10 protein-coding genes are annotated in these 14445 nt (G+C 69.2%); all 10 read right to left on the bottom strand.

The features are described from left to right. Positions 1-126: 126 nt before the first annotated feature. Positions 127-4020 (bottom strand): DNA-directed RNA polymerase subunit beta', encoded by a 3894-nt coding sequence (locus tag AB0O11_RS02255; RefSeq protein ID WP_363380885.1) that lies wholly within the window; start codon positions 4018-4020, stop codon positions 127-129. 98 nt (positions 4021-4118) lie between these two features. Then, complete coding sequence (gene rpoB / locus AB0O11_RS02250) at positions 4119-7595, bottom strand: DNA-directed RNA polymerase subunit beta (RefSeq protein WP_363380882.1); 3477 nt, start codon at positions 7593-7595, stop codon at positions 4119-4121. A gap of 681 nt (positions 7596-8276) precedes the next feature. Continuing rightward, the gene (rplL, locus tag AB0O11_RS02245; RefSeq protein ID WP_224278207.1) at positions 8277-8660 is read right to left on the bottom strand and encodes a 50S ribosomal protein L7/L12; all 384 of its coding nucleotides are present in this window, start codon (positions 8658-8660) and stop codon (positions 8277-8279) included. A 90-nt stretch (positions 8661-8750) separates the two neighbouring features. Next, positions 8751-9314: a 50S ribosomal protein L10 gene (rplJ, locus tag AB0O11_RS02240; protein WP_363380879.1), complete on the bottom strand. Its 564-nt coding sequence runs from the start codon at positions 9312-9314 to the stop codon at positions 8751-8753. A 394-nt stretch (positions 9315-9708) separates the two neighbouring features. Continuing rightward, positions 9709-10587: a hypothetical protein gene (locus tag AB0O11_RS02235; RefSeq protein ID WP_363380876.1), complete on the bottom strand. Its 879-nt coding sequence runs from the start codon at positions 10585-10587 to the stop codon at positions 9709-9711. A gap of 198 nt (positions 10588-10785) precedes the next feature. After that, positions 10786-11703 (bottom strand): hypothetical protein, encoded by a 918-nt coding sequence (locus tag AB0O11_RS02230; protein ID WP_363380872.1) that lies wholly within the window; start codon positions 11701-11703, stop codon positions 10786-10788. Between the two features lie 88 nt (positions 11704-11791). Then, positions 11792-12022 (bottom strand): hypothetical protein, encoded by a 231-nt coding sequence (locus AB0O11_RS02225; protein WP_363380869.1) that lies wholly within the window; start codon positions 12020-12022, stop codon positions 11792-11794. A 123-nt stretch (positions 12023-12145) separates the two neighbouring features. Beyond that, positions 12146-12928, bottom strand: a complete 783-nt coding sequence (locus AB0O11_RS02220) for a hypothetical protein (protein ID WP_363380867.1) — start codon at positions 12926-12928, stop codon at positions 12146-12148. A 235-nt stretch (positions 12929-13163) separates the two neighbouring features. Further along, positions 13164-13886, bottom strand: coding sequence for a 50S ribosomal protein L1 (gene rplA, locus AB0O11_RS02215; RefSeq protein ID WP_207809814.1), 723 nt, complete (start codon positions 13884-13886; stop codon positions 13164-13166). 96 nt (positions 13887-13982) lie between these two features. Then, positions 13983-14417: a 50S ribosomal protein L11 gene (gene rplK, locus AB0O11_RS02210; RefSeq protein WP_153461023.1), complete on the bottom strand. Its 435-nt coding sequence runs from the start codon at positions 14415-14417 to the stop codon at positions 13983-13985. Positions 14418-14445 lie beyond the last annotated feature (28 nt).

The raw sequence follows: 14445 nt of genomic DNA, 5'->3' as shown, positions 1-14445 counted from the left end.
CCTAACCGGCTTCCTTCCGGGCCACCGGCAGCGCTCGGCGGAGGGGCCGGGAACGCCGCAGGGCGGCCACCCCGTGCGGGGTGACCGCCCATGCGGTCCGGGCCCGTCGTCGGGCCAGGAGGTGACTCAGCCGGTGTACGGGCCGTAGTCGTAGTCGTCCAGCGGGACCGCCTGGCCGGAGCCGGCGCCGAAGGGCGACAGGTCGTAGTCGTCGTAGCCGACGGCCGAGTACATCGCGGCCTTGGCCTCCTCGGTCGGCTCGACCCGGATGTTGCGGTAGCGGGGCAGGCCCGTACCGGCCGGGATGAGCTTACCGAGGATGACGTTCTCCTTGAGGCCCAGCAGCGGGTCCGACTTGGCGTGGATCGCCGCGTCGGTGAGGACCCGGGTCGTCTCCTGGAAGGAGGCGGCCGACAGCCAGGACTCGGTGGCCAGCGAGGCCTTGGTGATACCCATCAGCTGCGGACGGCCGGAGGCGGGGTGACCGCCCTCGGCGACGACGCGGCGGTTCTCCTGCTCGAAGCGGCCGCGCTCGACCAGCTCGCCGGGCAGCAGCTCGGCGTCGCCCGACTCGATGATCGTCACGCGGCGGAGCATCTGCCGGATGATGATCTCGATGTGCTTGTCGTGGATCGACACACCCTGCGAGTTGTAGACCTTCTGGACCTCGGCGACCAGGTGGACCTGGACGGCACGCTGGCCCATGATGCGCAGGACGTCGTGCGGGTTGGTGGCACCCATGGTCAGCTTCTGGCCGACCTCGACCGCCTCGCCCTCGCTGACCAGCAGCTTCACACGCTTCGAGACCGGGTAGGCGATCTCGTCGCTGCCGTCGTCCGGCGTGATGACCAGCTTGCGGGTCTTCTCGGTGTCCTCGATCCGGACCCGGCCGGCGGCCTCCGAGATCGGGGCCACACCCTTGGGGGTACGGGCCTCGAAGAGCTCGACGACACGCGGCAGACCCTGGGTGATGTCGTCACCGGCCACACCACCGGTGTGGAAGGTACGCATGGTCAGCTGGGTACCGGGCTCACCGATGGACTGGGCGGCGATGATGCCGACCGCCTCACCGATGTCGACCAGCTTGCCGGTGGCCAGCGAGCGCCCGTAGCACATGGCGCAGGTGCCGACGGCCGACTCACAGGTCAGGATCGAGCGGGTCTTGACCTCGCCGATGCCGTGGCGGATCAGCTCGTCGATCAGGACGTCACCGAGGTCGGTGTTGGCGGTGGCCAGCAGCTTGCCGTCGACGGTGATGTCCTCGGCGAGCATGCGGGCGTACACGCTGGTCTCGACGTCGTCGGCCTTGCGCAGCACGCCGTCCGCGCCCACGGAACCGATCGCCAGCTTCAGGCCGCGCTCGGTGCCGCAGTCCTCCTCGCGAATGATGACGTCCTGGGAGACGTCGACCAGACGACGGGTGAGGTAACCGGAGTCGGCGGTACGGAGGGCGGTGTCGGCCAGACCCTTACGGGCACCGTGGGTGGAGATGAAGTACTCCAGAACGGTGAGACCCTCACGGAACGACGCCTTGATGGGTCGCGGGATGGTCTCGTTCTTGGCGTTCGACACCAGACCACGCATACCGGCGATCTGGCGCATCTGCATCATGTTTCCACGAGCACCCGAGTCGACCATCATGAAGATGGGGTTCGTCTTCGGGAAGTTCGCGGCCATGGCGTCCGCGACCTCGTTGGTCGCCTGGGTCCAGATGCCGACGAGCTCCTGCTTGCGCTCGTCGTTGGTGATCAGACCGCGCTCGTACTGCTTCTGGACCTTCTCCGCCTTCGCCTCGAAGCCCTCCAGGATCTGGGGCTTGCTCGGCGGGACGATGACGTCCGAGATCGAGACGGTGACACCCGAGCGGGTCGACCAGTGGAAGCCGGCCGCCTTCAGGTTGTCCAGGGTCGCCGCGACGACGACCTTGGGGTAGCGCTCCGCCAGGTCGTTGACGATCGCGGAGAGCTGCTTCTTGCCCACCTCGTAGTCGACGAACGGGTAGTCCTCGGGCAGCAGCTCGTTGAAGAGCGCGCGGCCCAGGGTGGTGGTCAGGCGGAAGGGCTCGCCCTCGTACCAGGTCGACTGGCCGTCCTCGTCCACCGGGGCGGTCCAGCCGCGCGGCGGGACGGTGCCGGCCGGCAGGCGCAGCTCGATCGGGGCCTGGACGTCCAGGTCGCGGGCGTCGAAGGCCATGATCGCCTCGGCGGTCGACGAGAAGGTGCGGCCGGCGCCCTTCACGTTGTCGCGGTCCGAGGTCAGGAAGAACAGACCGAGCACCATGTCCTGGGTCGGCATGGTGACGGGGCGACCGTCGGCCGGCTTCAGGATGTTGTTCGAGGACAGCATCAGGATGCGGGCCTCGGCCTGCGCCTCCGCGGAGAGCGGCAGGTGGACGGCCATCTGGTCACCGTCGAAGTCCGCGTTGAACGCGGTGCAGACGAGCGGGTGGATCTGGATGGCCTTGCCCTCGACCAGCTGCGGCTCGAAGGCCTGGATGCCGAGGCGGTGCAGGGTGGGCGCACGGTTCAGCAGGACCGGGTGCTCGGCGATGACCTCTTCGAGCACGTCCCACACGACCGGACGGGCACGCTCGACCATGCGCTTGGCCGACTTGATGTTCTGCGCGTGGTTCAGGTCGACCAGGCGCTTCATCACGAACGGCTTGAAGAGCTCCAGCGCCATGGCCTTCGGCAGACCGCACTGGTGCAGCTTGAGCTGCGGGCCGACGACGATGACCGAACGGGCCGAGTAGTCGACTCGCTTGCCGAGCAGGTTCTGACGGAAACGACCCTGCTTGCCCTTCAGCATGTCGCTGAGGGACTTCAGCGGGCGGTTGCCCGGACCGGTGACCGGACGGCCGCGGCGGCCGTTGTCGAACAGCGCGTCGACGGCCTCCTGGAGCATGCGCTTCTCGTTGTTCACGATGATCTCGGGGGCACCGAGGTCGAGCAGGCGCTTCAGGCGGTTGTTGCGGTTGATGACGCGGCGGTACAGGTCGTTCAGGTCGGAGGTCGCGAAGCGGCCACCGTCCAGCTGCACCATCGGACGCAGGTCCGGCGGGATGACCGGGACGCAGTCCAGCACCATGCCGTTGGGCTTGTTGGTGGTCTGCAGGAACGCGGAGACGACCTTGAGGCGCTTCAGCGCACGGGTCTTCTTCTGGCCCTTGCCGGTGCGGATGATCTCGCGCAGGCGCTCGGACTCCTCCGCCAGGTCGAAGGTCTCCAGGCGGTCCTTGAGGGCCGCCGCGCCCATCGAGCCGGAGAAGTAGGTGCCGAAGCGGTCGCGCAGCTCGCGGTAGAGCAGCTCGTCGCCCTCCAGGTCCTGGACCTTGAGGTTCTTGAAGCGGGCCCACACCTCGTCGAGGCGGTCGAGCTCGCGCTGCGCGCGGTCGCGCAGCTGCTTCATCTCGCGCTCGGCGCCCTCGCGCACCTTGCGGCGCACGTCGGCCTTGGCGCCCTCGGCCTCCAGCTCGGCCAGGTCGGTCTCGGCCTTCTTGGCGCGGGCCTCAAGGTCCGAGTCGCGGCGGTTCTCGATCTGCTGGCGCTCGACCGAGACGTGCGCCTCCAGGGACGGCAGGTCGCGCTGGCGGCGCTCGTCGTCGACCCAGGTGATCATGTAGGCGGCGAAGTAGATGACCTTCTCGAGGTCCTTCGGCGCCAGGTCGAGCAGGTAGCCCAGACGGGACGGCACGCCCTTGAAGTACCAGATGTGGGTGACCGGGGCGGCCAGCTCGATGTGGCCCATCCGCTCACGGCGCACCTTGGCGCGGGTCACCTCGACGCCGCAGCGCTCGCAGATGATGCCCTTGAAGCGGACGCGCTTGTACTTACCGCAGTAGCACTCCCAGTCCCGGGTGGGGCCGAAGATCTTCTCGCAGAAGAGGCCGTCCTTTTCGGGCTTCAGGGTGCGGTAGTTGATGGTCTCCGGCTTCTTGACCTCGCCGTGCGACCACTGGCGGATGTCGTCGGCGGTGGCCAGGCCGATGCGGAGCTCGTCGAAGAAGTTGACGTCAAGCACTGGTCGTCAAGCCCTCTTTCGTAAGTCGAGAGTCGTTCATGTGGTCTGAGGGGGGCCTGGGGGCGGGCCGGCCGCCGCTGCGGCCGGCCCAGCCTCCGTCAGACCTCTTCGACGCTGCTGGGCTCGCGCCGGGACAGGTCGATGCCGAGCTCCTCGGCGGCGCGGAACACGTCCTCGTCGGAGTCCCGCATCTCGATGGACTGGCCGTCCGAGGACAGCACCTCCACGTTGAGGCAGAGCGACTGCATTTCCTTGATGAGAACCTTGAAGGACTCGGGAATGCCGGGCTCGGGGATGTTCTCGCCCTTGACGATGGCCTCGTAGACCTTGACTCGGCCGAGGACGTCGTCGGACTTGATGGTGAGCAGCTCCTGGAGCGCGTAGGCCGCGCCGTACGCCTCGAGGGCCCACACCTCCATCTCACCGAAGCGCTGACCACCGAACTGCGCCTTACCACCGAGCGGCTGCTGGGTGATCATCGAGTACGGACCGGTCGAACGGGCGTGCAGCTTGTCGTCGACCAGGTGGTGCAGCTTGAGGATGTACATGTAGCCGACCGAGATCGGCATCGGGAACGGCTCGCCGGAGCGGCCGTCGAACAGCCGGGCCTTGCCGGTGGAGTTCACCAGGCGCTCACCGTCGCGGGTGAGGGTGGTGTTGTCCAGCAGGCCGGTGATCTCGTCCTCGCGGGCGCCGTCGAAGACCGGGGTGGCGAGGTTGGTGCCGCCCTCGACCTGGTCGGCGCCGATCGCCTGGAGGCGCTTGGCCCACTCGTCGGCGAGGCCGGAGACGTCCCAGCCCTGCTTGGCGAGCCAGCCGAGGTGGATCTCCAGGACCTGTCCCGGGTTCATTCGGGACGGGACACCCAGCGGGTTGAGGATGATGTCGACCGGGGTGCCGTCCTCCAGGAACGGCATGTCCTCGACCGGCAGGATCTTGGAGATGACGCCCTTGTTGCCGTGGCGGCCGGCGAGCTTGTCACCGTTGGTGATCTTGCGCTTCTGCGCCACGTAGACGCGGACCAGCTGGTTGACACCCGGGGGAAGCTCGTCGCCCTCCTCGCGGTCGAACACGCGCACGCCGATGACCTTGCCGGACTCACCGTGCGGGACCTTCAGCGAGGTGTCACGGACCTCGCGGGCCTTCTCGCCGAAGATCGCGCGGAGCAGGCGCTCCTCGGGGGTCAGCTCGGTCTCACCCTTCGGGGTGACCTTGCCGACCAGGATGTCGCCGGTGACGACGTCGGCGCCGATCCGGATGATGCCGCGCTCGTCGAGGTCGGCCAGGACCTCCTCGGAGACGTTCGGGATGTCCCGGGTGATCTCCTCGGGGCCGAGCTTGGTGTCACGGGCGTCGACCTCGTGCTCCTCGATGTGGATCGAGGAGAGGACGTCGTCCTGCACGAGGCGCTGCGACAGGATGATCGCGTCCTCGTAGTTGTGACCCTCCCACGACATGAACGCCACGAGCAGGTTCTTGCCGAGGGCCATCTCGCCCTCGTCGGTGCACGGGCCGTCGGCCAGCACCTGGTTGACCTCGACCCGGGCGCCCTCGTCCACGAGCACCTTCTGGTTGAAGGAGGTGCCCTGGTTGGAGCGGGTGAACTTGGCGGCGCGGTACGTGGTGTACGTGCCGTCGTCGTTGGCCACGGTGACGTAGTCGGCCGAGACCTCCTGGACCACACCGGCCTTCTCGGCGGTGATGACGTCCTGGGCGTCGACGGCGCAGCGGTACTCCATGCCGGTACCGACCAGCGGGGCCTCGCTCTTCAGCAGCGGCACCGCCTGGCGCATCATGTTCGAGCCCATGAGCGCGCGGTTGGCGTCGTCGTGCTCGAGGAACGGGATCATGGCGGTCGCGACCGACACCATCTGGCGCGGCGAGACGTCCATGTAGTCGATCTCGGAGCCCGGGATGTAGTCGATCTCGCCGCCACGGCGGCGGACCAGGACGCGCGGCTCGGCGAAGTGCAGGTCCGCGGTCAGCGGCGCGTTCGCCTGGGCGATGACGTAGCGGTCCTCCTCGTCGGCGGTCAGGTAGTCGACCTGCTCGGTGACCACACCGTCGACGACCTTGCGGTACGGCGTCTCGATGAAGCCGAACGCGTTGACCCGGCCGTACGAGGCCAGCGAGCCGATCAGACCGATGTTCGGGCCTTCGGGGGTCTCGATCGGACACATGCGGCCGTAGTGCGAGGGGTGCACGTCACGGACCTCGAAGCCGGCCCGCTCACGGGACAGACCACCGGGGCCCAGCGCGGACAGACGGCGCTTGTGGGTCAGGCCCGACAGCGGGTTCGTCTGGTCCATGAACTGCGACAGCTGGCTGGTGCCGAAGAACTCCTTGATGGAGGCGACGACCGGCCGGATGTTGATCAGGGTCTGCGGCGTGATCGCCTCGACGTCCTGGGTGGTCATGCGCTCGCGCACGACGCGCTCCATGCGGGCGAGACCCGTACGGACCTGGTTCTGGATGAGCTCGCCGACGTTGCGCAGGCGGCGGTTGCCGAAGTGGTCGATGTCGTCGACCTCGACCACGATGTCGCGGCCCTCGCCGTCACGCCACTCGGTCTCGCCCGCGTGCAGCTTCACCAGGTACTTGATCGCACCGATGATGTCGGGCTCGGTGAGCACGCCGGAGTCCAGCGACTCGGCGTTGCCCAGCTTGCGGTTGACCTTGTAGCGGCCGACCTTGGCGAGGTCGTAGCGCTTCGGGTTGAAGTACAGGTTCTCCAGCAGCGTCTGCGCGGCCTCGCGCGTCGGCGGCTCGCCCGGACGCAGCTTGCGGTAGATGTCCAGCAGCGCGTCGTCCTGGCCCTGGGTGTGGTCCTTCTCCAGGGTGTTGCGCATGGACTCGTACTCGCCGAACTCCTCGAGAATCATCTCGTTGGTCCAGCCGAGGGCCTTGAGCAGCACGGTGACGGACTGCTTGCGCTTGCGGTCGATGCGGACGCCGACCATGTCGCGCTTGTCGATCTCCATCTCCAGCCAGGCACCACGCGAGGGGATGACCTTGCAGGAGTAGATGTCCTTGTCGGACACCTTGTCCAGGGTGGAGTCGAAGTACACACCCGGGGAGCGGACCAGCTGCGACACGACGACACGCTCGGTGCCGTTGATCACGAACGTGCCCTTGTGGGTCATGAGCGGGAAGTCGCCCATGAAGACCGTCTGAGACTTGATCTCACCGGTCTCGTTGTTGGTGAACTCGGCCGTGACGAAGAGCGGGGCCGCGTACGTGAAGTCACGGTCCTTGCACTCGTCAATGGAGTTCTTCGGCGGCTCGAAACGGTGGTCGCGGAAGGTCAGCGACATCGACCCGCTGAAGTCCTCGATCGGGGAGATCTCCTCGAAGATCTCCTCCAGACCGGACTTGGTGGGGACGTCCTGACCGGACTCCAGCGCCTCCTCGACCCGGGCCTTCCAGGCCGCGTTGCCGAGCAGCCAGTCAAAGCTCTCGGTCTGCAGGGCCAGGAGGTTCGGGACCTCGAGGGGCTCCTTGATCTTCGCGAAGGAGACGCGGAGCGGGGCGGTGGATGCGGCGGAATTGTTCGAGGCGTTGCGCGGCGCGGCCAAGAGGGGGGTCCTTCCGAGGGCTCGGAGCTCACTACGCGCGTACCAGCCGGGCCTGCTTGGGCTTGGTGCCGCCTCCCTCGCCACTGGCCTCTGCCGGAGTCGAAACCCCAGGTCAGAGCCGCTTTGCGGAGGCGGTGCCAGACCCCTTCAGGGCAACGCAAACTCCGGGCGACGAGTCACGGAGCAGCTAACAGGCAGCGCAAAGGGACAGTGTAGCCAAAGGCGACACTGCTGTCCAGCTCTGATTCGGAGACCGAATCGGAGACTCCTCCCGGTAGCCGGCGGGCGCGGGCGCCCACCGGGTACTGCTCTAACTCACGTGGAGTCATTTCCCGCCGGGCCACTGGTTATGCATCCAGCGGCGAACCAACCGGGCGGACTCGCGCCTTGAGAATCGCGCGCCACGACGGGTTCGTCAAGGGCCCACCGGCGGTGCGGGCCTCGACCGGTCTATCGATCCGGACCCCCTCGGCGTTACAGAAGCCGTGGTGGGGCCGCCCTCGACGACGGTGATCACCCTACCCCCCGGCACCGACGGTGCCGAGTGAGCCATCGGCCACACCGGTGGCCCGGACCGGCCGATCGGGCGAACGGGCCCGCCCCGGGAACGCGAAAAGGCCGGGCCGACCACCCGCAAGGGTGATCGGCCCGGCCGTACGCCCCCTCAGAGGGGGCGCGAGATCACTTGACGGTGACCTTGGCGCCGGCGCCCTCGAGGGCAGCCTTGGCCTTCTCGGCAACGTCCTTGGCAACCTTCTCCAGGACCTTGGCACCAGCGGTGTCAACGAGGTCCTTGGCCTCCTTCAGGCCGAGGGAGGTCAGGGTGCGCACCTCCTTGATGACCTGGATCTTCTTGTCGCCAGCGGCCTCGAGGATGACGTCGAACTCGTCCTGCTCCTCAACGGCCTCGGCGGCCGGGCCGGCAACGCCGGCGGCGGCAACGGCGACCGGAGCGGCAGCGGTGACGTCGAACTTCTCCTCGAAGGCCTTCACGAAGGCGGCCAGCTCGATGAGGGTGAGCTCCTCGAACTGCGCGAGCAGCTCGTCCTGGGTCAGCTTCGCCATGATTGGCGTCCTTCCACTAAATCGGCAGGTGGTGCCGGATGTACGGGTTGGCGGGCGTACGGGCCCGCAGCGAGGCATGGCCCCGGCCGATTACTCGGCCGCGGTCTCCTCGGCGGCGGGAGCCGGCGTACCGGCACCGCCCTGCTCGACCTTGTCGCGCAGCGCGTCCACGGTGCGGACGAGCTTCGACGGCAGGGCCTGGAAGAGCGCGGCAGCCTGGGACTGCTTGGCCTTCAGGGCACCCGCCAGCTTGGCGAGCAGCACCTCGCGGGACTCGAGGTCCGCGAGCTTCTTGATCTCATCGGCGGACAGCGCCTTGCCGTCAAGGACACCGCCCTTGATGATGAGAGCGGGGTTCTCCTTGGCGAAGTCACGCAGAGCCTTCGCCGACTCCACCGGGTCACCGGTGACGAAGGCAACAGCCGTCGGACCAGTGAACAGGTCGTCGAGCTCCGTGATCCCGACCTCGTTGGCCGCGATCTTGGTCAGCGTGTTCTTCACCACGGCGTACTCGGCGTTGTCGCCGAGCGAGCGACGCAGGGTCTTGACCTGCTTCACCGAGAGACCGCGGTACTCGGTCAGCAGCGCCGCGGAGGAGCCACGGAACTTGTCCGTGATCTCGGCGACGGCAGCAGCCTTGTCGGGCCTGGCCATAGGCTTACGCCTCCTTCCGTGATGTCGAAGTCGGGCCGACCGCGAAAGTCGACCTAGGTCGCCGTGGACCGACCGGACGGAAGGAAAGCTCTTGCGGAAATGCAATGAGCCCCGGTGCGCAGGGGCACGGGGCTCGGAACGACCTCGACGGGCGGCCGCGCGAACGCGGACCCGGAGGTCGAAGCTCCAGACACACCTGCGCGGGCTGCCTGCGACGAAGCGCAGATCCTTCGGCCACCGGCTCCCTGACGGGCGCGCGGCGACAACCAGCGGTCTTTGGCTTCGGCCAGACTAGCCGGAGCCGCTCGTCAGGTGCAAATCGCCCTCGGACAGAGCAACCCCGGGCCCCTCGACACGGCCCGACACGGCACGGCCCGGCACGGCCCGGTGCGGCTCAGCGGGCCAGCGGGGAAACCGTCCGGACGCCGGTGTCCACGGTGTCCGTCTCGGCCGGCGCCTGCGCCGAGAGCAGCGCCCCGGCGAGGTCGGTGTAGAGCACCGAGTCGTCCGCGAAGCCGCTGTCCCCGCTGCCGGTGCGCTGGAGCCGGACCAGCTGGTCCTTGTCGTTGAGCCAGAGGTCCAGGGTGAGCGAGAGCGAGCCGCCGGGCGCGAGCGCGGCCCGCAGGCCGTCCCGGCGGGACTGGGTCAGCTGGGTCTGGGCGGCCGCGTACTTCTCGGCGGTGGTGGTGACCCGGTAGTGCTCGACGGTCGAGTCCTCGAACTTCTCCTCGCCGACGAATTCGGGCACCGTCCCCTCGGCGGTGGCCGCGGTCAGCGCCTCGACCGGGTTCAGCAGGTCGATCAGCCCTGCGTACGGGATCTCCTTGTGGCCGTCCGCGTCCGGCGGGACGGTGAAGCGTTCCCAGTGCTTCCCGCCCTGGCGGGCCGCGGTGGCGGTGTCCCCGCCCTGGTAGGCGACGGTGTCCACGACGATCAGCTGCTCGGCCTCGGCCGGGGTGGAGCGCTTGATCTGGAGCGCGGTCTTGGGCTGCCAGAACAGCGGGCCGGACCCGGCGTCCGCGCCGAGCCGGTAGCTGACCTTGGCCCGGCGGGCGGTCTGCATGGCCAGCTGGGCGGAGAGCAGCACCCCGTGCGGCGAGCGGTCGGTCGGCTTGGCCTGGGCGCTCGGGGAGGCGGCGGACGGCGAGGCGCTGGTCGGGGTCGGGCTGCCGGACGGCGTCGCGGGTGCGTCCCCGCCCCCGCCGCAGCCGCTCAGCCCGCTCGTCAGCAGGACGACGACGGCCACCGCCGCCAACCGCTGCCGTCCCGCCATCGTCCGTTCCCCTCTCGCCCGGCCCCGTCCGACGGCGGCCTCGTTCCGGCCACCCTGCCACCCGCCCCCGGTCCGCCCGGCGGCGGCCCCCCTCGGGCGGGCGGATCCACCGGGTCGGCCGAGCCGGGCCCGGCGGCGGGACACCACCCGGGGGCGACGGGGTGCCGGGCGGTGCCCCGTCGCCCCAGGCCGCGCGGATCAGCTGGTGGCGCCGGCCTTCTGGATGTCGGCGAGGTCGATGAAGTCCGTCGGGGCGGAGGCGGTCACCGGGGTGCCGTAGTCCGAGTAGTTGACGGTGACGTCCATCGTCCCGGCCTTGGTCTCGGCCTGCTCGCTCCGCTTGACGACGAGCTGGTCGGCGTCGACCCAGACGTCGATCTGGTCGCTGGTGACGCCGGCCGCGTCCAGGTTCTGCTTGAGCCGCTCGACCTGCGCCTGGGTCATGCCCTGGCTGGTGGCCTTGGCCACGTCGGCGGCGCTGAGCACGCCGGTGTAGTGGGTGGTGGCCTTGCCGTTCACCGTCTCCTGGCCGACCTCGGTGACCTTGCCGCTGGCGATCAGGGTCCGGACGCCCTGCACCGGGTCGGCGCTCTGGAGCTGGTCGGTCGTGCCGCCGGACGCCTTGGCCAGGTCGGCCTTGCTGTAGCGCACCCACTGCGGGCCGCCGTCCTTCACGATCTTCCCGCCCATGCCCATGAACATCGCGTCCTTGGTGTACAGGTACCGCACGTTCGGCCCGCCGGTCACCGGCTCCAGGACCTTGGCCATCGGGGAGCCCGACAGGTCCATCGTGAGGTCGGCCTCCAGGCCGTCGGCCCAGGACACCGCCCCCTTGCCCTTCATGGTGATCTCGCCGACCTTGATCAGCTCGTCGACCTTCGCCGACTTGGCCGCGCTGGTCTTCTGGGTGACCTGCTCCAGGAAGACCGCCGGGCTGACCTTCCCCGGCTTCGCGCCGGTGGCCGGGGCGGCGGCCGACGGGGTGGCCGAGGTGGCGGCGGCCGTGGTCGGCGCGGCCGGGGCGGCGCTCTTGTCGTCGTTGTTGTTGCACGCGGTCGCGGTCAGCGCCAGGGCGGCGAGGACGACGACGACGGCGGTGTTGCGGGTTCCAGCCATGATTCCCCCCTTGAGGACCCCGGGCGCGCGGTGCTCCCGGGGTGGTAGCCGGTTGTTGCCTGTGGGCTCGGCGTACGGTCCCGCGGGATCAGCCGAGCAGCTTGAGCAGGTCGGCCTCGTTGCCGAGGTCTCCGGCCGGCGCCGCCGCGAGCGGATCGCCGCCCTTGGTGTCACCGGACTTGGTGTCACCGCCCTTGGTGTCACCGGACTTGGCGTCACCGCCCTTGGTGTCACTGCCGCCGCTGCTTCCGCAGGCGGTGACCGCACCGAACAGGACGGCCGCCGTGGCGACGGCCGAGGCGAGGCGCTGAGCGCGCATGAAACCACCCCCCGTGAGATCTGCATCCCCCGTGAAGAACCGATCATCGGCTCTTCTCATGTTCTTCTCACGCGGACTCTAACGGATCGTCGATATCCCCACCCACCGGATATCCGCTCCCCGTCACCCGCCCGCGGCGGGCGTCGCGTCCGCCGCCCCGGGAGCCGAGACATCCGTCGTGGTCACCGTGGTTCCCGCACTCCCCCGGACCGTCTCACGCAGCCGCAGCAGCTGCATGCCGGGCCCGACCCAGACGTCGTAGCCGATCGCCGTCACCCCGTGCTCCCGATACCAGTCCAGTGTGGCGGCGCGCCGCTGCGGGCTCAACTCCTCGTCCTTGCCGAACAGTTCGGTCACCGGCGCGGAGCCCTGGTAGTGCGCCGCGGTCACTCCGGCCAGCTGCTCGCCGCCGAGCGAGCCGAGTTTGACGCTCTGCGCGACCGCGTACGCCCGGCCGCCCGGGCCGGTGATCAGCGCGGTCGTCCAGCCGCCCGCGAAGCCCTCCGGGTCGGGGCCCGCCCCGGGATCGACCGACTCGGCGGTGCTCCGCTCCGCATGCTTGGCCGCGCCGCCCTGGTAGACGAGGTCGAGCGCGCCGTCCTTCACGGTCAGCCGTCCGCTGCCCAGCTCGTCGGTGACGGTCAGTGCAGCCTCGTCCGAGGCGCCCCAGACCAGTGAGCCGCTCGCGGTGCGCCGGCCGCCCGGGCCCTCCTGCACCACGTCGATCCGGGCGCTGCCGGCGTCGTCCAGCATCTGCGCGGCCGAGAGCACCACCTGCTTGGGCGGCACCGGCGCGGGCCCACCGGGGGTGCCGGTGGTCGGAGCGGCCAGCAGGCTGCACCCGGTGGTGGTGGCGAGCAGCAGCAGGGCCGCTACGAGAACGGTGGGGCGAGGGGCGGGCGGCACGGCACACTCCGGCGGTCACAGCTTCTCCACGTGGTCTGACCGGCAGAGCGTACGACGGTTCGGCCTGTCGTTCCCATCCGCCGGTGTCCCGATCCGGCAACCGTTCCGGCCCACAGGCGTTCCCGGCCCGGGCCCCGGTCGCGGCCGGGCTCGGTTCCGGGAACGACGGCGGGCCCGCACCCCCGGGTGAGGGGGGTGCGGGCCCGCCGTACGGACTGCTCTAGAGCGCTGGGGCTCAGACCGCGGCCGGGTCCTCCTCGACGAGGAGGTTGCGGGTGCGGTTCGGGTCGACCTGGATGCCGGGGCCCATGGTGGTCGAGAAGGCGGTCTTCTTGATGTACCGACCCTTGGCGGCGGACGGCTTGGCGCGGAGCACCTCGTCCAGCGCGGCGGCGTAGTTCTCGACCAGCTGCTCGTCGGTGAAGGAGGCCTTACCGATGATGAAGTGCAGGTTCGAGTGCTTGTCGACGCGGAACTCGATCTTGCCGCCCTTGATGTCGTTGACAGCCTTGGCGACGTCCGGGGTCACGGTGCCGGTCTTCGGGTTCGGCATCAGACCACGGGGACCGAGCACGCGGCCGAGGCGGCCGACCTTGCCCATGAGGTCCGGGGTGGCGACGACGGCGTCGAAGTCCAGCTTGCCCTTCGCGACCTCGTCGATCAGCTCGTCGGCACCGACGATGTCGGCGCCCGCAGCACGCGCGGCCTCGGCACGCTCGCCGGTCGCGAAGACCAGGACCCGAGCGGTCTTACCGGTGCCGTGCGGGAGGATCACGGTGCTGCGGACCATCTGGTCGGCCTTGCGCGGGTCGACGCCCAGACGCATGGCGACCTCAACGGTGCCGTCGAACTTGGTGGTGCTGGTCGCCTTGGCGAGGCGGACGGCCTCGAGGGGGGCGTAAAGGCGCTCGCGGTCGACCTGGGCGTCCGCGGCCTTCAGGGCCTTGCTGCGCTTCATGGCTGCTCCTGAATGGTGAATGGAGTTGTGGTGTCACGGGCCTGCGCGGGCCCTACCACAGGGGACGGCTGAGCCGATCTGTCCCGGATGGGGAGATCAGCCCTCGACGGTGATGCCCATCGACCGGGCGGTGCCGGCGATGATCTTCTCCGCGGCGTCCAGGTCGTTGGCGTTCAGGTCGGGCATCTTGGTCGTGGCGATCTCGCGGACCTGGGCGCTGGTGAGCTTCGCGACCTTGGTCTTGTGCGGCTCGCTGGAGCCCTTCTCGACACCGGCGGCCTTCAGGATGAGGCGCGCGGCCGGCGGCGTCTTCGTGATGAAGGTGAAGGAACGGTCCTCGTAGACCGTGATCTCCACCGGCACGATCATGCCGCGCTGCGACTCGGTCGCAGCGTTGTAGGCCTTGCAGAACTCCATGATGTTGACGCCGTGCTGACCCAGCGCGGGGCCGACCGGCGGGGCCGGGTTGGCCGCACCGGCGTTGATCTGGAGCTTGATAAGCCCCGTGACCTTCTTCTTCTTGGGAGGCATGTCTCTCCGGGTCCTTCCGAGAGGTGAT

This window comes from Kitasatospora sp. NPDC093102 (assembly GCF_040683915.1).
In the GTDB taxonomy this organism is placed as follows: Bacteria; Actinomycetota; Actinomycetes; order Streptomycetales; family Streptomycetaceae; genus Kitasatospora.
Note: the sequence above shows the minus strand (reverse complement) of the source record. Positions and strands in the feature narration are given on the sequence as shown.